The organism is Pseudomonas sp. BIC9C (genome assembly GCF_034541995.1).
GTDB lineage: Bacteria > Pseudomonadota > Gammaproteobacteria > Pseudomonadales > Pseudomonadaceae > Aquipseudomonas > Aquipseudomonas fluorescens_CC.
Map to the genome: position 1 here is coordinate 563703 of NZ_JAWDGM010000004.1, position 25605 is coordinate 589307.

General features: G+C 55.6%; 18 protein-coding genes and 1 pseudogene. 12 read left to right on the top strand and 7 right to left on the bottom strand.

From position 1 onward, the window contains the following. Positions 1–274 precede the first annotated feature (274 nt). The 4 genes from RS887_RS20460 to RS887_RS20475 all read left to right on the top strand — a co-directional run bounded on the left by RS887_RS20460 (position 275) and on the right by RS887_RS20475 (position 5963). The gene (locus tag RS887_RS20460; protein ID WP_322616760.1) at positions 275–1438 is read left to right on the top strand and encodes an isovaleryl-CoA dehydrogenase; all 1164 of its coding nucleotides are present in this window, start codon (positions 275–277) and stop codon (positions 1436–1438) included. A 12-nt stretch (positions 1439–1450) separates the two neighbouring features. Then, positions 1451–3058 carry a carboxyl transferase domain-containing protein gene (locus tag RS887_RS20465; protein ID WP_322616761.1) on the top strand — a complete coding sequence of 536 codons (1608 nt, stop codon included), beginning with the start codon at positions 1451–1453 and terminating at the stop codon, positions 3056–3058. Positions 3059–3195: 137 nt separating this feature from the next. Continuing rightward, entirely contained in the window at positions 3196–4008 is an 813-nt protein-coding gene (locus RS887_RS20470) for a gamma-carboxygeranoyl-CoA hydratase (RefSeq protein WP_322616762.1), read from the top strand. Then, positions 4008–5963 (top strand): acetyl/propionyl/methylcrotonyl-CoA carboxylase subunit alpha, encoded by a 1956-nt coding sequence (locus tag RS887_RS20475; RefSeq protein WP_322616763.1) that lies wholly within the window; start codon positions 4008–4010, stop codon positions 5961–5963. Before RS887_RS20470 ends, RS887_RS20475 begins: the two co-directional genes overlap by 1 nt. 39 nt (positions 5964–6002) lie before the next feature. Here the strand turns inward: RS887_RS20475 and RS887_RS20480 are convergent, their stop codons facing one another. The 7 genes and pseudogenes from RS887_RS20480 to RS887_RS20505 all read right to left on the bottom strand — a co-directional run bounded on the left by RS887_RS20480 (position 6003) and on the right by RS887_RS20505 (position 17629). Continuing rightward, the gene (locus RS887_RS20480) at positions 6003–6650 is read right to left on the bottom strand and encodes a LexA family protein (RefSeq protein ID WP_111288008.1); all 648 of its coding nucleotides are present in this window, start codon (positions 6648–6650) and stop codon (positions 6003–6005) included. Between the two features lie 1471 nt (positions 6651–8121). Further along, positions 8122–10287 (bottom strand): methyl-accepting chemotaxis protein, encoded by a 2166-nt coding sequence (locus tag RS887_RS20485; RefSeq protein ID WP_322616764.1) that lies wholly within the window; start codon positions 10285–10287, stop codon positions 8122–8124. 612 nt (positions 10288–10899) lie between these two features. Beyond that, positions 10900–11763 (bottom strand): methyl-accepting chemotaxis protein, encoded by an 864-nt coding sequence (locus RS887_RS30625; RefSeq protein ID WP_416339988.1) that lies wholly within the window; start codon positions 11761–11763, stop codon positions 10900–10902. Continuing rightward, a pseudogene (locus RS887_RS30630) lies at positions 11758–12846 on the bottom strand (HAMP domain-containing protein); the annotation flags it as partial. The pseudogene RS887_RS30630 and the gene RS887_RS30625, both read right to left, overlap by 6 nt. 1366 nt (positions 12847–14212) lie before the next feature. Further along, a complete protein-coding gene (locus tag RS887_RS20495; protein ID WP_322616766.1) occupies positions 14213–14653 on the bottom strand; it encodes a MarR family winged helix-turn-helix transcriptional regulator in 441 nt (146 codons plus the stop codon). Positions 14654–14656: 3 nt separating this feature from the next. Beyond that, positions 14657–16561 carry an FAD-binding monooxygenase gene (locus RS887_RS20500; RefSeq protein WP_322616767.1) on the bottom strand — a complete coding sequence of 635 codons (1905 nt, stop codon included), beginning with the start codon at positions 16559–16561 and terminating at the stop codon, positions 14657–14659. A 171-nt stretch (positions 16562–16732) separates the two neighbouring features. After that, positions 16733–17629 (bottom strand): LysR family transcriptional regulator, encoded by an 897-nt coding sequence (locus RS887_RS20505; RefSeq protein ID WP_322616768.1) that lies wholly within the window; start codon positions 17627–17629, stop codon positions 16733–16735. 110 nt (positions 17630–17739) lie between these two features. Between RS887_RS20505 and RS887_RS20510 the strand changes: the two genes are divergently transcribed. The 8 genes from RS887_RS20510 to pcaG all read left to right on the top strand — a co-directional run bounded on the left by RS887_RS20510 (position 17740) and on the right by pcaG (position 25398). Then, a complete protein-coding gene (locus RS887_RS20510; protein ID WP_322616769.1) occupies positions 17740–18162 on the top strand; it encodes a DoxX family protein in 423 nt (140 codons plus the stop codon). Between the two features lie 80 nt (positions 18163–18242). After that, positions 18243–19004, top strand: coding sequence for a DODA-type extradiol aromatic ring-opening family dioxygenase (locus tag RS887_RS20515; RefSeq protein WP_416339985.1), 762 nt, complete (start codon positions 18243–18245; stop codon positions 19002–19004). Between the two features lie 636 nt (positions 19005–19640). After that, positions 19641–20633 carry an AraC family transcriptional regulator gene (locus tag RS887_RS20520; protein ID WP_191628356.1) on the top strand — a complete coding sequence of 331 codons (993 nt, stop codon included), beginning with the start codon at positions 19641–19643 and terminating at the stop codon, positions 20631–20633. Between the two features lie 72 nt (positions 20634–20705). After that, the gene (locus RS887_RS20525) at positions 20706–21092 is read left to right on the top strand and encodes a nuclear transport factor 2 family protein (RefSeq protein WP_150671726.1); all 387 of its coding nucleotides are present in this window, start codon (positions 20706–20708) and stop codon (positions 21090–21092) included. A 208-nt stretch (positions 21093–21300) separates the two neighbouring features. Further along, positions 21301–22779 (top strand): aldehyde dehydrogenase family protein, encoded by a 1479-nt coding sequence (locus RS887_RS20530; protein ID WP_150671851.1) that lies wholly within the window; start codon positions 21301–21303, stop codon positions 22777–22779. Between the two features lie 228 nt (positions 22780–23007). Further along, on the top strand, positions 23008–23937 hold the full coding sequence (gene pcaQ, locus RS887_RS20535; RefSeq protein WP_322616771.1) for a pca operon transcription factor PcaQ: 930 nt from the start codon (positions 23008–23010) through the stop codon (positions 23935–23937). A 126-nt stretch (positions 23938–24063) separates the two neighbouring features. Beyond that, the gene (gene pcaH, locus RS887_RS20540; RefSeq protein ID WP_322616772.1) at positions 24064–24783 is read left to right on the top strand and encodes a protocatechuate 3,4-dioxygenase subunit beta; all 720 of its coding nucleotides are present in this window, start codon (positions 24064–24066) and stop codon (positions 24781–24783) included. A 12-nt stretch (positions 24784–24795) separates the two neighbouring features. Next, entirely contained in the window at positions 24796–25398 is a 603-nt protein-coding gene (gene pcaG, locus RS887_RS20545; protein WP_322616773.1) for a protocatechuate 3,4-dioxygenase subunit alpha, read from the top strand. The last annotated feature ends 207 nt before the right edge of the window (positions 25399–25605 follow it).

The following is a 25605-nucleotide window of genomic DNA, read 5'->3' on the forward strand; positions in this document are numbered from 1 at the left end:
TATTAATGGGCTACCGGCGGTCTCTTGTGGGAGCGGGCTTGCTCGCGAAAGCGGTGTACCAGACAACAGGAATGTCGACTGACAGGACGCCTTCGCGAGCAAGCCCGCTCCCACAGGGTAGGTCCGCGCTGATCTTGAACTGCCTCTACTCTCGCTCAAGTTGACGTTAACGTAAAGGGTGATTGACAGCCATTCGTCACAGGTTTACGTTAACGTAAAGGTGAGAACTGAATCACGGCCCTCTCCGCCCAACAAAAAAGCCAAAAGGTGACCCATGAGCTACCCATCCCTGAACTTTGCCCTCGGTGAAACCATCGACATGCTGCGCGATCAGGTTCAGTCCTTCGTCGCCAAAGAGATCGCCCCGCGTGCCGCCCAGATCGACACCGACAACCTGTTCCCCGCCGACCTGTGGCGCAAATTCGGCGACATGGGCCTGCTGGGCATTACCGTACCGGAAGAGTACGGCGGTGCTGGCCTGGGTTACCTGGCCCACGTGGTGGCCATGGAAGAAATCAGCCGTGGCTCGGCCTCAGTGGCGTTGTCCTACGGCGCGCACTCCAACCTCTGCGTCAACCAGATCAACCGTAACGGCACTCACGAACAGAAAAGCAAATACCTGCCGAAACTGATCAGCGGCGAGCACATCGGCGCCTTGGCCATGAGCGAGCCAAACGCCGGTTCCGACGTGGTCTCGATGAAACTGCGTGCCGACAAACGCGGCGACAAGTACGTGCTCAACGGCAGCAAGACCTGGATCACCAACGGTCCGGACGCCAACACCTATGTGATCTACGCCAAGACCGACCTGGAAAAAGGCCCTCACGGCATCACCGCCTTCATCGTCGAGCGCGACTGGAAAGGCTTCAGCCGCAGCAACAAGTTCGACAAGCTCGGCATGCGTGGTTCGAACACCTGCGAGCTGTTTTTCGATGACGTCGAAGTGCCGGAAGAAAATATCCTCGGCGTGCTCAACGGCGGCGTGAAAGTGCTGATGAGCGGCCTCGACTACGAGCGCGTTGTCCTGTCCGGTGGCCCGACCGGGATCATGCAGGCGTGCATGGACCTGATCGTGCCGTACATCCACGACCGCAAGCAGTTCGGCCAGAGCATCGGCGAGTTCCAGCTGATCCAGGGCAAGGTCGCCGACATGTACACCCAACTCAACGCCAGCCGCGCCTACCTGTACGCCGTGGCCCAGGCTTGCGAGCGCGGCGAAACCACGCGCAAGGACGCCGCCGGGGTCATCCTCTATTCCGCCGAACGTGCCACGCAAATGGCCCTCGACGCGATCCAGATTCTCGGTGGCAATGGCTACATCAACGAATTCCCGGCCGGCCGTCTGCTACGTGACGCCAAGTTGTACGAAATCGGCGCCGGCACCAGTGAGATCCGTCGCATGCTGATCGGTCGCGAACTGTTCAACGAAACCCGCTAAACGGAGCTGCCCATGGCTATCCTGCATACCCAGCTCAACCCCCGTTCAGCGGAGTTCGCCGCCAACAGCGCGGCGATGCTCAAACAGGTCGACGCCCTGCACACCCTGCTTGCCCAAGTCGCCCAAGGTGGCGGCCCGAAAGCGCAGGAGCGCCACACCTCGCGGGGTAAATTGCTGCCCCGCGAGCGCATCAACCGCTTGCTGGATCCGGGTTCGCCGTTTCTGGAAATCAGCCAACTGGCGGCCTATGAGGTGTATGGCGAAGACGTTCCAGCAGCTGGCGTGATTGCCGGGATCGGCCGCGTGGAAGGCGTCGAATGCATGATCGTCGCCAACGACGCCACGGTAAAAGGTGGCTCGTATTACCCACTGACGGTGAAAAAACACCTGCGCGCCCAGACCATCGCCCAGCAGAATCGCCTGCCGTGCATCTATCTGGTGGATTCGGGCGGTGCCAACCTGCCGCGTCAGGATGAAGTGTTTCCGGACCGCGAGCACTTCGGGCGAATCTTCTTCAACCAGGCCAACATGAGCGCCATGGGCATTCCGCAGATTGCCGTGGTCATGGGCTCCTGCACCGCCGGCGGCGCGTATGTGCCGGCGATGGCCGACGAAGCCATCATGGTCCGCGAACAAGCGACGATCTTCCTCGCCGGCCCGCCGCTGGTGAAAGCCGCGACCGGTGAGGTGGTCAGTGCCGAAGACCTCGGCGGGGCCGATGTGCATTGCAAGATTTCCGGGGTGGCCGACCATTACGCCGAGAGCGATGAACACGCGCTGGCCTTGGCCCGGCGTAGCGTCGCCAACCTCAACTGGCGCAAGCAAGGCGAGGTTCAGCAACGCACGCCGATCGCCCCGCTCTACAGCAGTGACGAGTTGTACGGTGTGGTTCCGGCTGATGCCAAGCAACCGTTTGACGTGCGTGAAGTGATTGCGCGACTGGTGGACGGATCGGTGTTCGACGAGTTCAAGGCGCTGTTCGGGACAACGCTGGTCTGCGGTTTTGCTTACCTGCACGGTTACCCGATCGCGATCCTCGCCAACAACGGCATTCTGTTCGCTGAAGCGGCGCAGAAAGGCGCGCACTTTATTGAGCTGGCCTGTCAGCGCGGCATTCCGTTGCTGTTCTTGCAGAACATCACCGGCTTCATGGTCGGCCAGAAATACGAAGCCGGCGGTATTGCCAAGCACGGCGCGAAACTGGTGACGGCGGTGGCTTGCGCCAAGGTGCCGAAGTTCACGGTGATCATCGGCGGCAGCTTCGGCGCCGGTAACTACGGCATGTGTGGCCGCGCCTACGATCCGCGTTTCCTGTGGATGTGGCCGAACGCCCGCATCGGTGTGATGGGCGCCGAACAGGCTGCCGGTGTTCTGGTGCAGGTCAAGCGCGAACAGGCCGAACGCAGCGGCCATGGTTTCAGCGCCGAGCAGGAAGCCGAGATCAAGCAACCGATCCTCGACCAGTATGAAGAACAGGGTCACCCCTACTATTCCAGCGCGCGCCTGTGGGACGACGGTGTCATCGACCCGGCCCAGACTCGCGACGTACTGGCCCTGGCCTTTTCCGCGTCGTTGAACGCGCCAATCGAACCGAGCCGCTTCGGCGTGTTCCGGATGTGATCCGACCTCTGTAGGAGCGAGCTTGCTCGCGATAGGCGTTAACGATAACGCGGGGCATCTGGTAGCCAGCGTCGGTTGAGCGTTCATCGCGAGCTTGCTCGCTCCTACAGAAGAACAGAGTTGTGGAGACGGACAATATGAGCGACTTCAACACCCTCGAACTGCTGACCGACCCGCGTGGTTTTGCCACCCTGTGGCTCAGCCGTGAAGAAAAGAACAACGCCTTCAACGCCGAAATGATCCGCGAACTGATCCTCGCCCTCGACAAAGTCGCCAGCGATTCCAGCCTGCGATTTCTGATCGTGCGCGGTCGCGGCAAACATTTCAGCGCCGGCGCCGACCTGGCCTGGATGCAGCAATCGGCCGAACTCGACTACGCCACCAACCTCGATGACGCCCGGGAACTGGCGGAGTTGATGTACAACCTGGCCAAACTGAAAGTTCCGACCCTGGCCGTGGTACAAGGCGCGGCCTTTGGCGGTGCGCTGGGCCTGATCAGTTGCTGCGACATGGCCATCGGTGCCGATGACGCGCAGTTCTGCCTGTCGGAAGTGCGCATCGGCCTGGCGCCGGCGGTGATCAGCCCGTTCGTGGTGCAGGCCATCGGCGAGCGCGCTACACGTCGCTATGCCTTGACCGCGGAGCGCTTCGGCGGGCAACGGGCACGGGAAATCGGTCTGTTGTCGGAAAGCTATGCAAGTGCCGAGCTGGAACAGAAAGTCGAGCAGTGGATCGACAACCTGTTGCTCAACAGTCCGGCCGCGATGCGCGCCAGCAAGGAGCTGTTGCGCGAAGTCGGCGACGGCTCACTGACCCCGGCATTGCGCCGCTACACCGAAAACGCCATCGCCCGCATCCGCGTCAGCCCGGAAGGCCAGGAAGGCCTGCGCGCCTTCCTGCAAAAACGTCCGCCGAGCTGGCAAGCCGAAACCACCAAGGAGCCCCGCTGATGAGCGCACCTGTCCTCACCACCCTGCTGGTGGCCAACCGCGGCGAAATCGCTTGCCGGGTGATGCGCACCGCCAAGGCGCTGGGCCTGACGACCGTGGCCGTGCACAGCGCCACCGACCGTGACGCCCGGCACAGCCGCGAAGCCGATATTCGTGTCGACCTCGGTGGCAGCAAAGCCGCCGACAGTTACCTGCAAATCGACAAACTGATCGCCGCCGCCAAAGCCAGTGGTGCCCAGGCGATTCACCCTGGCTATGGCTTTCTGTCGGAAAACGCCGGGTTTGCCCGCGCCATTGAAAGCGCCGGTTTGATATTCCTCGGCCCGCCTGCCTCGGCCATCGACGCCATGGGCAGCAAATCCGCCGCCAAAGCCTTGATGGAAACCGCCGGCGTGCCGTTGGTGCCCGGTTATCACGGCGAAGCCCAGGACCTGGAAACCTTCCGCGCCGCCTGCGAGCGCATCGGCTACCCGGTGCTGCTCAAGGCCACCGCGGGTGGCGGCGGCAAAGGCATGAAAGTGGTCGAGGACGTCAGCCAACTGGCCGAAGCCCTGGCCTCGGCACAGCGTGAAGCGCAATCGTCGTTCGGCGATTCGCGGATGCTGGTGGAGAAATACCTGCTCAAGCCACGCCACGTGGAAATCCAGGTGTTCGCCGACCAGCACGGCAACTGCCTGTACCTCAACGAACGTGACTGCTCGATTCAGCGGCGGCACCAGAAAGTCGTCGAGGAAGCCCCGGCACCAGGCCTGAGCCCGGAACTGCGTCGCGCCATGGGCGAAGCCGCCGTGCGTTCAGCCCAGGCCATCGGTTATGTCGGTGCCGGCACCGTTGAGTTTTTGCTGGATGCGCGCGGCGAGTTCTTCTTCATGGAGATGAACACCCGCCTGCAAGTGGAACACCCGGTCACCGAAGCCATCACCGGCCTCGACCTGGTGGCTTGGCAAATTCGCGTGGCACGCGGCGAAGCATTGCCCATCACTCAGGATCAGGTGCCGCTGGTGGGGCACGCGATCGAAGTGCGGCTGTATGCCGAAGATCCGGGCAATGATTTCCTCCCGGCGACCGGTCGCCTGGAGCTTTATCGCGAGTCTGCCCGTGGACCGGGGCGTCGAGTGGACAGCGGCGTTGAAGAGGGTGACGAGATCTCGCCGTTCTACGACCCGATGCTCGGCAAGCTGATTGCCTGGGGCGAGGACCGTGAACAGGCGCGCTTGCGCCTGCTGAGCATGCTGGACGAATTCGCCATCGGCGGTCTGAAGACCAACATCAATTTCCTGCGGCGCATCATCGGCCACCCGGCCTTTGCCGCTGCCGAACTGGATACCGGCTTCATTCCGCGCTATCAGGAGCAGTTGCTGCCGACGCCAGCGCAACTGAGCGATGATTTCTGGCAAGCCGCCGCCCAGGCATTTGCCCAGAGCCAGTCGCCTGCTACCCGCGCCGATGACCCGAGTTCGCCGTGGGCGGCACGTAATGGGTTGCGTGCCGGTTTGCCGAGAGAAGTCACCCTTCACTTGAGTTGTGAAGGCCAGGACCGTGCGATGACGCTGGGCAACATCGATGCCCACAGCGCTCGGCTCAAGGGTGAGCAACTGCTGACCGAGCAGGCTGGCGTGCGCCGTCAACACCGCGCCATACGCCGTGACGAACATGTGTATTTGCAGTGGGATGGCGAGTTGCGCCGCATCGAGGCTTACGACCCGATCAGCGCCGTCGAGGCCAGCCATAGCCATCAGGGCGGGCTGACCGCCCCCATGAACGGCAGCATCGTGCGCGTGCTGGTGGAGGCCGGGCAAACGGTCGAAGCCGGAGCGCAACTGGTGGTGCTGGAAGCGATGAAAATGGAGCACAGCATCCGCGCACCCCATGCCGGGGTGATCAAGGCGCTGTATTGCCAGGAAGGCGAGATGGTCAGCGAAGGCAGTGCGCTGGTCGAACTGGAAGAAGCGTGAAATGAAGATCGGTCCTACGCCTTGCGAGGACCGATCTGATTAGAATTTGGCTGTCGCCTGTACCACCACGCCGATGATTCGACATTCTTCGGTGTACAAGGCTTTCGGATACGTCGGATTGAGCGGGACCAGGTAACGCTGCCCGCCCTCTTCGATCAATTTGCGGAACGTGGCTTCGGTGCTGTCCGGCCACTGGGCGATGACCAGTTTGCCAGGCACGGCTTCCACGGCCGGGTCCACCAGAATCAACATGCCCTCCGGGATGCTGATGCCATTGGGTGCGGTCATCGCATCGCCCGCCACTCTCAACCAGAACGCCGCCCCCCGGGCGTGGTAATCGGACAGTTCAAAGTGCCCCTTTGCATACACCGCGACCTCGCCGTCGCGCACTTCGGCAGGTTCGCGCCAGTCACTGACCGGGTAGCGAAAGTAGGGGTTGTACTTCTGTGTCAGGGGGATTTCGTCGTCGGTTGACGCCTGCGGTTCCCGGATCACCAGCGCCACCTCGAGAAACTCAAGGCCCAGCGCCCGCAGCACACGGTTCATGTCTTCGATGCCGGGTTCACGACGTTTGTTGAGCCAGTGACCAATGCCACCCTGGGACATCCCGAGGCGCTCGGCGAGTATCTCTTGAGTGATTTTGAGTTCACTCATCTTGGCCTTGACCAATTCAATCCATTTATCCATGTGCGGCACGATACGTGGGTGACTCCGGCCATCAAAACACAAATTGTAGTATTTAAATTATCGTCACAAATACAGTCCGTATTAGCGACGAGTGCCATTAAAAGTTGAAATAGGATCATCAAAAACTGAAACGCCCTGCAGTTTTTAAGCACAGTTCCATCACAAACATCTGGACAGGCTAGCGATGTCTAGCGATTTCTAAGGAAGTTCGAAAAACATCACTATATGTCGCAAAAAATTGGGCCGCGGTCATTACCGCGCATTTACAACGTTCAGACGAGGCCAAGATTTCGGGTCACGGACGGCTGTATGTTTTGAGTGAATTGCAGGCCATTGAGAGAGACACCTGTCGGCCAGAAGCAGACGGTCATTTTCAATCAGAATCAGACTAAAGATGATGTTCGGTTCTGTCTGGAAAATTCGGGACAATTCAACCTTAACAGGCTCCACGGAGGACATCAGCCAACTCAACTAAATATCTATTTAGTTTAACTAAGTTCAGATTAACCTCTATTTTTAAAATACGCGAAGTAGATATGTCTGAGTTCCCTATTGATTAGGATAGTGTAGGCGCTGGAAGGTGTAGCTGTGCCCGCGGCTAATTGCTATTGGCTCCGCCCTAACCCTTTAGAAAGACGTGCCCTGCCCTCCCTGTTTTCATGCAGGTCACCACAAAAGCAGCGTGTTTGAAGCGAGGATACGCCTGCCTTCGTTCTCTCTGATGGCGTCTTCGGCCCATATCGCTCTCGATACATGCGCGCTCAAGGTCTCGGAACCAGGGGTATGCTCGATCTGAAGCAGGCACTGACAAACTTACAAGGATGTGCCGTGAAGCTTTTGACTGATACGCACTCCCCGATTATCCATCTTAGATAGGGATGCGGATAACAGACACCACGGTAATGAAGTCCGTCCCAACAAACGATCCGTTGCGTAACCATTGATGCGTCAAGTTGGGGTATCGCGCTTGGCTCAAGCCGGCGTTCTGTATTCGGCACACTTGCCCGTGCGCTGGCCCGAGCTGTGCTCGAGACGTCATCGCAGATTCTGAAGCTCTGGATATCCGCCTGGAAACGATGCAGTCCTTCCTTAAACCGGTTCGACATGTTCATTCCTCCAACGCTACCAGCATCAGTTGTTGAGAAAATCTAGGTAAATAGCCCTGTTTGCCGACCTAGGCATCCCTGCCGCAGTTAGCCAATACTGATTAGTGGTCTGAGTGAGACGGAACTCTCTCCTCCGGCTTGACTGCACACAGCCCTGGTCGAAAACAGACGTCCGACTGGCCTCTACGGTGCCTTTCACTGTACTCCGCCTCTACGATTTGAAGCTCACCTGAAGTGCTCTGTTTGTAGAAGTATTCAGACAGGCTCCCGCTCGCCCAGTCATATGATCGATTTAGTCTGTTCTAACTTAACATTGCGCCGATACGCGCCACAGTCCAGTTTGGCATGCACGCTACTACACGGACTCAAGCCGCCGCGCCTCGTCGGTCATTACAGCTCACCTCAAATTGCCCCAGCAACTTTTGCAATTTGTTGGCATTGAGCCTCACCGTTTCAGCGCTGCTCTGCAGCACGACGACGGTCTGGCGCATCTCGGTGGAGGACTGATCAACCTTCTTGATCGTCTTGCCGTAGTCGAGGCTGCGCTTGTTGAGCTGCTGAATGATTGCAAACATGCTTTCCACGGCTTGATGTAGTTGCACGTTTTCCGAGGATGCCTCTTCGGCTAGGCGCAGACTGTTATCGACATCCTTGACGCCGTTCTCCATGAAGCCTACGGCCTTTTGTGTTTCATTTTGCAAGCCTTCGACCATTTGCCGAATGTCGTCGGCAGCGCGCGACGTGCGCAACGCGAGACTGCGTACCTCATCGGCAACCACCGCAAAACCACGACCATGTTCACCCGCACGTGCGGCTTCAATGGCTGCATTGAGAGCCAACAGGTTGGTCTGGTTGGTGATGTCACTGATCAGGCCGGTGATATTGCCGATCTGTGTCATGCGGCTGTCGAGTAATTGCACACTGGAAGAAGATCGTTCGACCACATCGCGAATCGACTGCGTACCTTCCTGTACGGCGAGAAATTGCTCGCGGGCACGCATGACCACTTCGTCCATTGCCTGCTTCATCTGTACCGCACTGACGGAGGCTTGCTGAATTTCGCCCAATTGATCTTCGACGATGATCATCATGTGGTGCACCGCTTGAGCAACCTCGCCTGAAGTGAGACCGGCTTCCTGACTACGTCCCAACATCATTTGATTGGTGGTGCCAACGTTGCGGCTCGCTTTGATTACCTGCCCTACAACCGAGTCCAGATGGTCGATAAAACTATTGATCCAGCGCCCCATGTCCCCCGTCTCGTCGTTGGCCATGCGCGTGGTGTCCAGACGCTGGCGAAGGTTACCCTCGCCCTCCACGATAGTCCTGATGACTCCTGTCATCTCATTCAACCTTACCGCAAGACGTTTGGGCCCCAGTAGACTGAACAGGATTGCGGTGGACACCATACTCAAGACTTCGATGGTATCAATCAGACTCTGTGCCAAACCGCTGTAATGCTGGACCATGAAGTTGCAGGCAAAAAGGCCCGTCATGGTCATGAGGTAAGGTTTCATCAAGCCGTAACTAAGAGAGCGCCGGCGGTATACCTCCTCCAGATCGGCCTCGCACATCATGCCCCAAACGTCAGGTGATCCTGGCAATTGGAAAGTGACACCTTTACCGACCACCGGAATGTGTCGATAGTCCGAGTAACCGGGATAAGTAACGAACAGGTTGGAGCCGGTTCGGATGGTTTCGCGAACGCCAGGGTGCAGTTGCTGAGTCGCTGGATCAGTGAAGCGCAGTTCAAGTTCAGTATGGCGCTGGATCTGGACGATCTTCCAATCCGTGCGGACACCGCTTTTGAGATTCTCACCGTGAGTGAACGTACCGTCCTCGAAACGTGAGCGCGACAACGCGGTTCCCGGCTGGATAGCAGGATCAAAGCGTGACTGCGCCATGAACAAATAGTTGTCGCCCGACTCGGCAAAAATGTGCCCGGCCTCACGCTGGATAAGATCGCCCAACACATCGTTTGGTACGCGACCGCAGAGGCAGCCAAGGACTTTTTCACCTGTCTTTAATGGCTGGTAGAACATCAACGTGACTTCATCGTGAAAACGTGAAGATGATGGACCTATCTGCAAAGTCAGAGGATCGCTGTAAGGACCATGTAGAAAGGGCGCCTTCAAACCTTCGGTCAACGCACGAGACTGCTCGGGCTGACTTTTACCGCGTCCCTTCCAGGTCGAGAAAACAACAGTGCCGCTGGCGTCGACGACAAACAACTCCGAAAAATCTTCAGCCTGGTGGAGTTTATCCACCAGCGAAGAACTGTCGAGATGGTCGAAATCACGACTGAGATTTTCCGCCAGCTCAGCCAAGTGCTCCCATTGTTCGCGCGCCCAATTGTGCAGCACCTGCACGCGCGTTTCAGCAATGGCTTCGAACGTTTGCTCGATCAGCGGGTATGCCGACTGATTCAGCAGACAAGCCCGACGCATTGCGATTTTTCCAGTTTTACCGAACCAGGGTAACCAGTGCTTTTCGCTTGAGGACAACCGCATAGAATTACTTGTTAGCGACATTCACTTCTCCAACCACGACATTAACATGCGGAAGTCAAAGCAAATACCAAGCCAACTAGCAAGTGTGTTAAACATTGCTCCTATTGAAGATATTTAAACAACTTTCAATAGGCGCTCAATTGAGGATCGAGCTCTGTAAGGCATCTGATGGGTGGACGGGTATAATAAACCAATGCCTCAACTTAGTGCGTTAAGCTCGACTTGCTCTATAAGTGAGCCTATCTAAACCAGCGCGGATAACCCATGTGATATGGTCAACGGGCGCCTCAGGTTACGGGGGAATCATACCAGCAGATTCGGGCCTGTTTATCATCCCCAAAGTCACTTTGAAATGGCAACCCAAGGCTTTATGACTGTGAAGCAGCCACTCGGTTTCCAGCTTGTTCAAGGAAATATTGCTCCCCTAAGAAGAATGAAAGCCAGTGGATTATGTTAGGCGGACCTAGACTTAATAGCCGTCATCAATCAAGGTTCTGGGCTAGTAAGTCCACCAACTCGAGTTGGCTGCTTACGGAAACAGCACGAAAAAGTCGTACTTCCGCAGGGCTAGGATAATTGGCCCTTTGTTCAACTTCAGAGATACCGGGATAGGAACACCGAGATGCCTCTACATTAATTGCGGAAATGTCCGACTGCTGAATTCAGCTGCTCGCCTACTTCGCGTAGCCCCTCGGTGGCGGAAAGCAGGCTGATGCTTTCGAGTGCATTGTCCTCGGCGATAGAGCGGACGCGTTCCACGCTTTGACCAACTTGCTCTGCCATTGAGCTTTGCTGCTCTGCAGCGGTGGCTATACGTTGGTTCATCCGCTCGATGCTGGAGACAGCCTGTGCAATCCGAGTCAACGAATCCGAAGCCTGGCCGGCTAGCGATACCGTCTCTCCAGTCAATCTATGCGTCCCATTCAATCGCTCTGCAGCCAGCTGTGCGACAACCCGAAGCCTCTCAATGAGCGTCTCAATCTCCTCGGTAGAGGTTTGGGTACGTAGCGCCAGTGCACGAACCTCATCGGCAACCACGGCGAAACCACGACCGTGTTCACCCGCTCGGGCCGCCTCGATCGCGGCGTTCAGCGCAAGCAAGTTGGTCTGTTCGGCAAGCGCCCGGATTACATTGAGCACCCCACCAATGGCCACACTCTCCGCCAACAACGATTGCATCGCCTCTGCGCAATCTCTCATTTCCTCAGCCAGACTGTCGATCCGATCACGCGCCACTCGCACCAAGGCATCGCCCTCACGAGCCTGTCGATCGACCTGTGCCACCGCATCACTGGCGACGCTGGCATTTTGTGCCACCTCCTCGGCAGATACCGTCATCTGCCTCATCGCGGTGGCAGCTAGCTCAGTCTCCTGCCGCTGCTGCTCTACGCCGTGACGACTGCGTTCAATTATCTCGAGCAGGCCCATAGTAGCCACGTTGAGCCGGCCTACTCCGCCACCAATCCGCCCAACCAAGCCACGCAAACCACCGAGCATTTCACGTAAGCTGTCCAGTAGTTGCCCCATCTCATCGCGACGCCCAGCACCACCTATCTCATCGCGCAGATCGCCTGATGCAACGCGATGAGCCAATAGTACGGTCTGGCGCAACGGTCGTAGGATCAGTTGGCGAATCAGCAGGCTAGCTCCCACACTCAGGGCCAATGCCAACAGGGAAATGCAACCCAGCTGTGTGCTTGCGATAAGACTGTCAGTACGAATCGACTGTTCCTGACGATTTTTTTCTATTTCCAGCAAGTCGGTGAGATGCCTGGCGTCAACCTCCATCGCGGAGCTGCCAACGGACGCACGATTACGCCCTTCGGCGAAGCGCTCGAAGGCACTACGGTACTCATCAAGCGCACCAAGGGCGTCCTTCAGCGACTTCTGCTCAGCGTCACTCAAACGCAGTGACAGGGCTTGCATGGCACTAAGCAAATCACTCATGTTTGCTTCCCAATCGTCACGGAGACGCTCTTCGTCCCCCAGCGAATATAGCAATTCGCTGTCGCGTAGCTTGACCAGCTTATCCCGCAACTCCGACGACTGCTCAAGGAGATGCATCTGTTCTCCATCTGGAGTTTGGCCCTGGTCCACCAAAGAATTGAACGCATCCAGGCGATCCAGGAACACTGCATTGAACGAGTTCCCCATGGCCTTCGCTCGAACCTGCATGGCTAAGCGCGCCAAATGAGCTTGGCGTAGCGACTCGGCATAATTGAGAAACTGCTGCAGATAAGACTCCGCCCCACCCCTCATCGCGTCATGTTCACCTACCTGAGAAGTACCAACATCAAATTGTCGCAATAGTTCATCAATGTCAGCACGAACCTGTTCGACTGCCTGTGGCTTGAGATTGAAAGCGAAGTCTTTCTCTGCGATACGCGCCTGCAGGATCCTCTCCTCAAGGGCTGTTTGGCCAAGTAACCGTGTATTACTCGCTTGCAGCATGCCCATAGAGTGAAAGGCGGCCGCCGCGACACCTAGTGTGGATAGAAAAACAAGGCCAAATCCGAATGACAGTTTCGCAGCTACTGATAAATTAGCTGTCGTGCGACGCAATAATGCAATAAAAAGCATGTTGGAATGTCCTACTTACTATATTTGCATTCTCGAGATGGCTGAGTGCTGCCTTAATCACATTAGAGCTAACGGAATTAAAAATTTATCAGCGACACACATATGCTGCCGCAATGGCGATGACACGGTATTTTCTTGTCAGCTTATTGAGTTAAATAAACTTCTTGAGCTGCAATAACCCATACCGGCTTCGATCTCTGTAGGGATTCATATTAAATGTCTAGTTGCAACCTTAAAGCGCAACCAGGGGCCTTCCGACTAAAAGGCATCCCCCCACACACGACGAAAGCCATATCATCGACGATAGAAGGTTGAAAGCTACTAGGCTTACTTCTTGATTTCAACGAGTATAAGTGAGATGTTCTGCACCTAATATACCTCCGATGCTCAATTATCGGCTGTATCCCTCCCAATTGTCAGATAAACCTCCCAGCGGGTTTCGCTGTTACTCCCCGACAGTCCAATAGATCTTGACGAAAACCGTCGGCACCCGGCTCTGCCTGCCAACACATATCCAAGATACGTTTAATGGCCATAGATAAGTAGGGGCGAGTCAAAGAACCTCAATCAATAAAATGTAAAACCACTCTTCTCGAACCGATCAAAATTATGTCACTGGTCTGCATTAGCCAGATATTGTCCATCAATGAGTTCGACACAACTCCGTTGTGCAGTTTTCGCCTCGCCTTTGTCAACTTGACATCCAGTTTGCTACGTATCGGCAATCCATTCTGCTACACCATCCAGGCATATTCGCGATCCGAAGTCCAGTTTAAGCTCTGAATCCCCGCTAAGGGATGTCCTGACTTCTCGCAATGTGTAGTTGTCCAAACGCCCAACCATCGCATCCAGATGCCCTTGCTCCAGACGTTCAAACAAGCATTCATCATTCCCTCGTAAAACTCTACTCGAACCGCCAGATTCGATTTATAAGCAAGTGGAGTTTCGGAATGACGCAACAGGGCAAAAGGATATGAAGACGTTCGGCGTAAGCGAAGTTTGTTTATCGAAACCACGCTCTTCGCAATATAAATTCCGTGTGTCTGATTTAGTCGGCCGTAACCACTAGTGCCTGCCTATGGGCGACCTGCGGCTAGACATTCGGCCAAGTTCAGCATTGGGGGACGAACACATACAACAGTATCTCGTGCGGTACTTCCGATCACTGCAGTTGCCCCCCTCCCCCCGCTGCCCTCGTCGCAAGAAAAAACGCCGTTGATGACGACGCTTAAAGGTCGTGGCTGGCTATCGAACCGCCACATAGTATCTCTTCGCTAAGAGGTTTTTGTATGCAGAGTGAAGCCCGCTTAATCTACGGAAAAACTGGACTAATTTCGGAAGACACAGCAAGGGCTCATTGGTCTCATCACATTCCCCCTGCCAGTAAACCGCTAAGTAGTCGACGCAATTCAATGCACTCCTTGGCGTTCAACGAAGTGGTAAGTGCCTGTTCAACGCCTTCAACCCGAGGGCGAAGTAAAACAAGCTGCGCTTGCCCTTCAGGGGTTAGGCGCAGCGTTTTTCGTCGCTTATCGTCTTCGGATTGTGAACGCTCGATAAGTCCATTACGAGCCATTCGCGTGACAAGGTCAGCAATAGTCGATCGGTCGAGATCGAGTTCATCACACACTTCGCGCTGCGAGACTCCTGGCTTGTGCGAAAGGATCACAAGTGCCGCGTACTGTACGCTTGTAATTTCAGTTGACACGATGCGTTGCCACACTGCCACATGTCGTTGCTGTGCACGGCGTATCAAGCTGCCCGTAAATTGTGCGAGTTCCTGCTTTGCATCGAGCTTGGCTGCCAACCTTCAGTCTCCGATAGGAATGTTGAAAATAGGCTGTAAGAATGCCGTGAGTTCTGCACACGCGTCCAGCGCGAGGACATGCGCGACAAATTGATCTGGTCGAACAAGCACCAGAGCGCCCTGTTCGCGATTGATCCCGCGCTCGTCAAAGATGTTCACAGCTAGGTCAGGGGCGAAGGCTTTCTCATAGTCAATGAGACCGAGACGACCCTTGTGCGGCAACAAGAGTGCGTGAACATTTTCAAGACGCAGGTCGCGATGGGGTTTCTGGAAAACTGCCCGCACATCAAGAATGCTGTCTATATCTGCACCCTCAGGAGTGAACCGCCGCAACAGAGAGTCAGGTGTGGCCGTCAGATATTCGCACAGTGCGTGCAGCAGCGTGTGCTCGGCGTCCGCAAACAGGTACAAGCGCCAGCGACCGTCTGCAACCGCGGCGTGCCCCAATTGCATGGGCTTCGCATCAGCTAGGCGAACCACCGGCGCGGAATGAAAACGGGTACCGATCTCAAAACCTTTGGCCAGGTGTTGATAGGTCGGCTCACCTGTCAGCTTTGCCGGACGGTAACGCGTGGCGACCCCCGCCGTATAACGGCCGGCCTTAACGAAGTACTCCTGCAGCTCAGTGGGATCAACGCCGCCTGCCTCCGGATGGCGAGGATCTTTGGGAGGAGCCCCCATCATTGCAGACCACTCTTTGTCGAAGTCGATCAGTTCCTGAGCAACGGGTTGGCGCTCTTGTGAGTACGTTCGTAACAGACTTTCATCACTACGTTTTTCAAGCACCGCAGCGAGCTTCCAACCTAAGTTGAAGGCATCCTGCATGGATACATTCATACCTTGACCGGCCTTGGCGCTGTGTGTGTGACAAGCATCGCCGGCAATGAATACCCGTGGCTCTCGGTCACCGCCATCGCCTGCCAGGGAATCGTCGAAGCGATCGGTGAGACGCTGTCCAACTTCGTAGACTGAAAACCAAGCAACTTCCTTCACATCCAATGTGTAAGGGTGGAGGATGCGCTGCGCCGTTGCGATAATCTGATCTACAGTGATTTGCTTGACCATGGCGCGGTTGTCGGGTTCAACGTCACCGAGGTCGACGTAAAACCGCACGAGGTGTCCGCCCTCGCGCGGGATTATCAATAGATTGCCTCCAGTGGCAGACTGAATGGCGGCCTTCAGGCGGATGTCAGGAAAATCAGTCACCGCCAACACGTCCATGACTCCCCATGCATGATTGGCTGCATCTCCGCGCAACTCCAGGCCGATCGATGTCCGTACCCTGCTCCGCGCTCCGTCACAACCCACCAAGTATCGGGTACGCACTTTAATTTCCTTTCCCTGACGCGCTTCGTCGGTGTGGCGCAATGTGACGCAAACGGGATATTCACCAACCTCGTCACGATCAACGGCCACTACTTCAAGGTTGTAGTCAGGCTCGAGCCTTCTACTGGAAATCCGCATCGCATCGAGTAGGTAATCTTGGATGCGAGCCTGGTTAACAATCACATGTGGGAACTCCGAAAGGCCGTCTTCAGTATCTTGTACGCGGCCCGTTCGGGCGATGGAACTCCGGTTTTCAGCGTTCGGGCGCCAGAACACAGTTTCATTTACCCAGTACGCCTCACGCAGCAGCCGGTCACTCAATCCAAAGGCGTTGAACATTTCTACGGTACGGCAGGCGATCCCATCAGCCTGGCCCATCAACAGGCGACCTGCTCTACGCTCGACAATGCGCGTTTTGATACCGGGAAACTGAGCAAGCTGTGCAGCAAGGACGAGACCTGCAGGCCCACTACCGGCGATCAGTACGTCCATGGTCTCTGGTATCTCAGGTGCGTGCACACCATCCAGAGCGGGTTGAATATCAGGGTTGCCGGCGTTGAAACCATTGAGATGAAACTGCATTGGGACCGTCCTTATTGTGATAGCGCGTCACCGCGAGATCGCAATATATGCTCAGTACCCCAACCAATTCAAGCGCTGCATTTTTGCTATGAGATCGCCATCCGCGTGATGCCCTTAATAGTCGATCACGGGACTAGCGTGTTCCACGTAAGCCACGCTTTAGAGGAGCCATCACGCGCCGTTTATGCATTCGTTCTTGGCCAGAAAGTCGATAAATGTCCGAACCTTGGATGACAAGTACTTGCGGCTTGGGTAGACGGCGAGCAGTGGGTGGCTGAGAGTGCTTGAACCACTGAGAATTTTTACCAACCGGCCGTCCGAGATGTCTTCCGCTATCAACCAGGTGGGTAGCAGAGCGATACCCATTCCTAGTAGGGCAGCCAAGTGGAGTAGCGTCTCATTGGCGCTGCTCAAAACCGGGACTAGCTTTACGGCGACATCTGCCTGTTTTAGACCCGGCGGGAAGGCGCTTGTATCTGTTGGCATGCCCGAGTACCAGAGCAAGGCGTGGTCCTGCAAGTCGGCAAGTCCCCCCGGCATGCCCGCCCCTTCTACATAGCCCGGGGACGCGACGAGTTGAAATGAGACTGAGGCAATCTCACGCGCCACCAAATGGTCACCTGGTGACTGCGAAACTCTCAGCGCGAGATCAAACCCCTCCTCAACTAGGTTGACCAAGCGCCCGGACAAATCGATCTCGAGCCGAACGTCCGGATAGCTCTGGCGAAAACTCGCTAGTGCATTGACAAACGATTTACTGGCAACCCACACAGGGGCGCTCACTCGTAGCAACCCCTTAGGCATGACGACAGCATTTGTCACCGCACCTTCAACTTCTTCCAGTGCCTCAAGCATCTGTCGAGCCTGATCGAAGTACAGCTGGCCTACCTCCGTCAGGCTGACACTGCGACTCGTGCGATTGAGCAGACGTGCGCCCAGTCGCTTTTCGAGGTGCATTACGTGCTTGCTCGCCATGGCAGGTGACACGTTCATCCGATTCGCTGCGGCTACAAAACTTTTCAATTCGGCGACCAACCGGAACACCTGCATGCTGACCAAAGTATCCATCGCCATCATCAACCACCAAGAAATGATCCATCAACAATACGCTCAATGATGCGCAAACCGGCAATGAATATAGTGTCTAACTTCATCTAAACAAACTTCAGGATATAACCATGACATCAGCAGCCATCCATTCACCCGCCAAGCAACCGTTGCGTATAGCTCTGTGGATCGCCCAGGCCCTACTCGCCTTTGCTTTCGTAGGCGCAGGCCTTTTCAAACTCACGACACCGATTGCTGACCTGTCCCAAACGATGCATTGGACAGGCGAATACCCTGTGTGGTTTGTCCGCGGCATTGCGCTGATCGACTTGGCGGGCGGACTTGGGATTTTACTTCCAGCATTGACCCGCATAAAACCACGGTTGACTGTATTTGCCGCATTTGGATGCACGGTTCTGCAGGGTCTTGCCATCGCCTTTCATGTTTCACGTGGAGAGGCAAGCTTAATCCCACTCAATCTTTTTCTACTTGCCCTGTCGTTACTTGTCCTCTGGGGACGTGCGCGCCGAGTGCCGATCTTTTCCCGAGGCTAATCGTCGAACTCTTTGAGGTTTATTTTATGTCTCGACTACCCACTTACTTCCTCTCCCACGGGGGGGGACCCTGGCCGTGGATGAAGGCTGAAACCGGTACGACGTTCAACAGGCTTGAAGCTTCTTTGCAGGCGATGGCTCGCGAAGTTGGCGCGAAGGTAAGCGCAGTTTTAATCATCTCGGGTCATTGGGAAGAGTCGGAGTTCAGTCTGTCCTCAAACCCCTATCCATCCATGCTCTATGATTACTCGGGCTTTCCAGAACACACGTACCATATTCAGTACTCTGCGCCTGGTTCGCCAGAACTTGCTCATAGGGTACAGACAATGCTGCAAGCCGCCGGAGTTCCGGCAATGCTAGATCCAATCCGTGGTTTCGATCACGGAACATTCAGCGTTATGGGGGCAGCCTTTCCAAAGGCTGACGTCCCAATTGTCCAGATGTCACTGAAATCAGACTTTGATCCGCAAACACACCTTGAGGTAGGACGTCTATTGGCCCCGCTGCGTGATCAAGGCGTGCTCATCATTGGCAGCGGTCTTAGCTATCACAACTTGCGTAGGTTCGGTCCAGATGCGAAAGCGCCATCTCGAGCGTTTGACCTCTGGCTGCAGAGGGCGCTGGTCACCTCAACACCCCAGGAGCGCTACCATAAACTCGTTCATTGGGAGGAAGCGCCTTCTTCGAGGCTGGCGCATCCACGTGAAGATCACCTACTGCCACTGATGGTCGTCGCCGGCGCCGCGCAAGAGGACGTTGCCACCTGCGTATACCATGAGGATGACTTCTTTGGTGTCATCTGTGTTTCAAGCTTTAGGTTTGGAGCATTCGCCATCGAATGAGCACAATGGCCGGATCAGCATTCAGCGCTCACCGGCCCCCTTTGTGATGACTTCACTCAGGACAAAGCTACGCAATTGATTCAAGTGAAACCCGACTCCTAGTCAACGACGCATACCTCTCCCCGTCCACTGGGCTTTTGCTTGGAACCAGTTGAAAAGATGCCGTCAGCTCTAAATTTCCAGGTCCGCCCCTCGTGTCCACTCGCTGCTATTGCACGTGTTCTGTTTTTGATACAGCGACAGTGGATTTCGAGAGGCCTCCTCTGCTGCATCCAAGCGCTTTAACTCGCGTATCTTCCCCCCTTCTCATGGGTCCCCCTCCCTCGGATTACATAGACTGGCGAGTCATGGATTCGTTTCATAGTGAGCTCGGGAGTTTTCCTGCAATTCGAGAGAGGATACAGCCGTTATCCGGTCATTTACGGTGTATTAGCTGTCGTGCTTCCCACCTATACTCAGCGAAAACAAGAAGAAAATGACCTCGTGTGGAGGGGTTAAAGTGAATCCTGTCAAAGTGGCTTTACGTGCAACAGCCAATTATATGGAAATGCATCGAGTCGTTGTGCCTGGACGGGCAGGAAACGCGGCATCGAACGGCGCAAACTCTTTAGGAGTTTGGGTGCTGGAGCCGTAACCATGGATATTTTAGGCGATGTTCTACTGTCCATCCGCTTGCTAGCGAGCTCCATTGCCACCTTCGAGTTCGCCGGTGACTGGGGGATCAGCATGTCGAAAAATCCTGCCAATTTTGTATGTTGCTATACCGTCGTAGAAGGCCCTTGCTGGTTCGAATCTGAAGGACTGCCAATGACCAGGTTGGAGGTCGGCGATTCCGTCATGTTTCTTAACGGTATTGAGCACCGCTACATGTCAGGAAAAGATGTCCCCTTAAAAGAGTTTATCGACATTTGGACGGCACAGGGCTTACCTAGCGGTCCACCTACTCCCGGTAAGTCACGCAGTGCACCGGTACGAATGGCGTGGGGCGAGGGACAATGTTCCACGCGGCTGCTCGGACTGGCTTTTTTCGTGGAGAAGCCCGCCCATAACCCACTTCTTAGCGAACTGCCTTCGACACTGCTCGTGCGCAAAACAGCGATAGGACTGTTTCCATGGCTGCCCTCGACACTGGCATTCCTATCCGATGAGACTGCGTCGACTACACCAGGCTACATCGCAGCGCAAAAGCATTTGGCTGAGTTGATCTTCACAAGCTTCATTCGCGCGCATGTAGTTTCTACGCCAGCAATCAAGGCCAGTTGGCTGCGTGGCTTATCCGACCCGCGCATTGGTCGTGCTCTGGTTTGTATACATTCGCGCCCCGAAGAGCGCTGGACTGCCGCGATACTGGCCAAAGAGGCAGGTATGGCCAGGTCATCTTTCGCGCGACGTTTTGCCGAACTGATTGGACAGTCTCCGATCGATTACCTGATCGGGTGGCGCATGCTTGTGGCATCGGAGCGGCTCTCGCAGGAAAAACAGTCGGTCGCGAGGGTCGCGGAAAGTCTGGGCTATCAGTCCGAGCGATGGTTTCGCCAAGCATTTAAAGCCCACTTTGGGACTTCCCCTTTACGGCATATCAAGAATCAAACGGCCGGTACCAACCCGCTCGACACTCGCAAAACATAAACAAGCCAAGCGTGGGTCACGGAAAATACTAGGCGATGATAAAACAACAAACCGAAGATAAAAGGTGTAGTAATGGAACGTGGTGAATTCGAGGCCTACATGACGGCCTATAATGAAAATGATTTGGAGCGTATTTTTTCCTGGTACGCCCCTGATGTTATTTTTGAGAACTTTGGCGGATATCAAAAAGGAGAAGATGTTTTTACATTTTTACGTCAGCTACATGATGTTGTCTCGTCAACATTCACAATTCGTCAGTTATTAATTGATGGCGACCACGTGGCGATGGAAGCTGATTGTGAAATAGAAGCAAAAATAGATCTGCCCCATTTGCCAGCTGGTCCGATGCGCGCGGGCGAAAAAAATGTGTGTCGGATTTTTGGATTTTATAAGACGGAAGGAAACAAGATAGTCCATATCAAAGTTGCAGGCTGGCCTCCTGTACCTGTTGAACGTTAGGCGTTAATACTTTCGATGGCGGGTTCTCCGCCATCCATGTGGTACGCGATGGGTTCATTCGACCTAAAAGAAGCCTAGCAGGACAACGTACAAGCTGTTGATCTATAAATGCCTTCAATTTTTCATTGATCAACACAAAGTGGCGAACGTTAATACGCCCAAGAATAAGCACTACTACATACTTGCCAAAACAATAGAGGTTATTGTCATGCTCACCGCATTAACTACGCCCTACACTATCGACGGTCTTCAATTCATCGCTGGCGCCTGGCGTACAGGACGCTCTTCTCGCTGCTTGAGTGATAGAAATCCATTCAATGGCGAGCTACTACTGGAGATTCCGCAAGCAAGCGTAGCTGACCTGGATGATGCCTATAAAGCCGCCGAGCACGCTCAACATGAATGGAACAAAACTGCCGCGCAAGATCGTCGCGGCGCGCTGGAAAAACTTGCCCAGACGATCGAAAGCCGCAGCGAAGAAATCATTGGCTGGCTGATCCGGGAGTCGGGTAGCACGCGGATCAAAGCAACCTTCGAATGGCATAGCACGCTCGGCATGGTACGTGAATGCGCGGGAATGCCATTTCAAGTCGAGGGCCGAATCCTGACAAGCTACAAGCCCGGAGAGCAGAGTTACGTGTTCCGTGAGCCATTGGGTGTGGTCGGTGTCATCAGCCCTTGGAACTTTCCTTTGTATCTCAGCATGCGCTCTGTGGTTCCAGCCATCGCGCTTGGCAACGCTGTGGTTTTGAAACCTGCCAGTGATACCGCTGTCACGGGTGGGCTTTTGATTGCAAAACTGTTTGAAGAAGCTGGTTTCCCGAAGGGATTGCTCAATGTGGTCGTTGGCGCCGGCTCGGAAATTGGTGATGCTTTTGTAGCCCATCCGATTCCAAGCCTCATTTCATTTACAGGCTCAACTGATATTGGCCGCAATGTTGGCCGTATCGGTACCGGGGGCCAGCATATCAAGAGAGTAGCGTTGGAACTGGGCGGTAACAGCCCCCTGGTGGTACTCGATGACGCCGACCTAGAAGCAGCAGCACATGCCGCTGTAGTTGGACGCTTTCTTCACCAGGGGCAAATTTGCATGAGCACCAATCGAGTCATAGTCGATCGGTCCGTATACGGAGAATTTGCCGAGCTCATTACCGCGCGGGTGAAAAAACTCAAGGTGGGTGATCCTGAGCATGCAGATACCGTGATTGGTCCCGTGATCAATGACAGTCAGCTAAAGGGCCTTCAGCGCAAGATCGACAATGCTCGAAACGATGGAATCAAGCTACTTCATGGTGCTCCGTCTGAAGGCCTCCTCGTACCGCCGCATTTATTCGGCGACGTCGATGGCAATCATGAACTCGTACGCGAAGAAACCTTCGGCCCCCTGCTCCCTTTGGTGATCGCCCAGAATCAGGACCATGCCCTGCAGTTGGCCAATGCCAGTGAATATGGACTTTCCAGTGCCGTATTTACCCGAGATATGTCCCGAGGCTTGGCGTTTGCTCGAGGCATAGTTGCCGGCATGACCCATATCAACGATATGACCGTTGATGATCAACCCAATGCCCCGTTCGGAGGGGAGAAAAACTCCGGGCTCGGTCGATTCAACGGGCACTACGCTCTTGACGAATTTACTCGGGCTCATTGGGTCACCTGGCGTTCAGACGCAAATCAGTATCCTTTCTGACATTTAAATGCAGTAAAGCGTCGAGCAGGCTTATGCCTGTTCGATGCATCAAGGTCCCGGCTCCCCCATTTGGCAATCCCATCCCCATCCCAACGCCGATCACGCCAAACAAGAGCGGCTAATCGTTCCGCTGCTTTCAGCGTAGGATCACAAAAAAACTGCCGAACTTCTCTATATGCTGCTTTCGACACGCTTAAAAATGCCACCCCACGAAGGCAGCGCACCCGATTGAACATCGATACCCGAATTAAATTCCGTCATCTGGTGTGTTTTCTCGAGGTGGCGCGCCAGGGCAGCCTGGCACGTGCCTGCGACAAGTTGGCAATCAGCCAGCCGGCGCTATCAAAAACCCTCAAAGAGCTGGAGTCCCTGCTGGCTGCCAGGCTGTTTGAGCGAAGCAAAAAGGGCTCGACGCTGACCGCGGCCGGGGTGGCCTTTTTGCGCTATGCGGGGCCGAGCGTGCAATCGCTGCGTGAAGGGGTCAACAGCCTGCGCTCCGGTGTACATGAGCCGACTACCGTACGACTAGGCGTGCTATCCACCGTCGAAAGCCTGTTGGTTCCTGAAGTAGTCTGCCGTTTACACGAGCGACAACCCGCGTTGGCGGTCAGTGTCGTGACCGGGCCAAGCGCCTACCTATTGTCCCAACTGCGTGTCGGTGAGCTGGATCTGGTGATTGGCCGAATGACCGATAGCCCATCGATTCTCGGGTTGACGTTCGAGCACCTTTACAGCGAGTCCATGACCCTGGTGGTGCGTTGCGGCCATCCGCTGCTGACTGATCCACTGGGGCATAAAAACCTCGAAGACTTTCCAGTGGTATTGCCATTGGCGGGAACGACGATCCGGAAATTCGCCGACGGCCTGTTTGTGCAGCACGGAATTACCCCGTCACGCCAACGTCTGGAAACCCTGTCGGTAGCCCTGAGCCGGCGCTATGTGCAATGCAGTCAGGCCATCTGGGTCGCGCCTCTCGACGCTGTCCGACAGGACTTGCGGCAAGGCGAGTTGGTGGAGCTGAACCTGGGGCTGCGTGAACCAGGCGGTTCCGTAGGGTTATGTACGAACCCTGCGATGCCTGTGACACCCGCAGCGCAGTGGTGCGTGGAGGCTCTGCGTGAGGTCGGGCAAGAATATCGTGAGGGAAAATATCCATAACCTTTTGGATATGGACAAGGTCGGTTTTTTCAATTTCGGGTTGGGGTGCAACGAGGGAGACTGAGCCACAGGCAGCCGCCAATGCAGCGCTTGCCTCTGACCAACCATAACAACAGGAAGACCGACATGTCTGATGCGCATGACAGCCGCTTCGTCATACGTGACCGTAACTGGCACCCCAAAGCCCTGACGCCTGACTACAAGACTTCGATCCTGCGATCCCCCCGCCAGGCACTGGTGAGCATCCCCCAATCGCTATCGGAAACCAGCGGTCCGGATTTTTCCCACCTGAAGATGGGCCAGCACGATAACGATCTGCTGCTGAACTTCAATCATGGCGGCTTGCCCGTTGGCGAACGCATCATTGTCGCGGGTCGGGTTTGCGATCAATACGGCAAGCCAATTCCCCATACCCTGGTGGAGATGTGGCAAGCCAATGCCGGTGGCCGTTACCGGCATAAAAAAGACAGTTATCTGGCTCCCCTTGATCCGAATTTCGGCGGCGTCGGCCGTGCCTTGACCGACCGCGATGGCAACTACAGCTTCCGCACGGTCAAGCCCGGCCCCTATCCATGGCGCAACGGCCCCAACGACTGGCGGCCGGCCCATATCCATGTCTCCATCAGTGGCCCGTCAATTTCCACGCGCCTGATTACTCAGCTGTATTTCGAAGGTGATCCGCTCATCCCCATGTGCCCGATCGTCAAGTCGATCGCCAATCCGGATGCGGTGCAGAGCCTGATCGCCAGGCTTGATATGAGCATGGCCAATCCTATGGATTGCCTGGCTTATCGCTTTGATATCGTCCTGCGCGGCCAGCGCAAGACTCACTTCGAAAACTGCTGAGGAGGCCTGCACATGCCCGTTCAACTTCTGCCTGAAACCCCATCGCAAACGGCCGGCCCCTATGTGCATATCGGCCTGGCACTGGAGGCTGCCGGCAACGCGCCGCGCGCGCAGGAAATCTGGAATGAAATGGCCAAGCCTGGCGCGCCAGGCGAGCACATTTTGTTGATGGGTCACGTCTATGACGGTAACGGTCACTTGATCTGTGACGCGTTTCTGGAGTTTTGGCAGGCCAATCACGACGGCGTCTACGACAGCGGCTACGACCTGGAAAAACCCTTCAACGGCTTTGGCCGCACCGCCACGACCGATGTCGGTGAATGGACGATCAAGACCGTGAAGCCCGGCGTGGTGAAGAACGCCGCGGGCGTTGCCATGGCCGCGCATATCAACGTGGCGCTGTTTGCTCGGGGCATCAACATCCACTTGCAGACCCGCCTGTATTTCGACGACGAACCCCAGGCGAATGCAGTAGACCCGGTATTGAACCTGATCGAACAACCCCATCGGCGTGAATCGCTGATTGCCAAGCGCTGCACGGTTGACGGGAAGTTGGCGTACCGCTTCGATATCCACCTTCAAGGCGAATCGGAAACAGTGTTCTTCGACTTCTAACGAAATAAGCACCGTGTTGAGGAACCGGCGCTCAACATCTACAAACCTGTGCTGAGGCAGCCTCCCCTGTGCATGAAGGCTGCCTCAGCATGCGAATGCCCTCTTCCGTCGACAATAACTGAAGGTATGTCATGGGCGTTCACCTGCTGCTAATTCTCGCTGCACCACTGCCCCTGCGGTGGTAGTCGCAGGTTGTCCAGTAAGGCG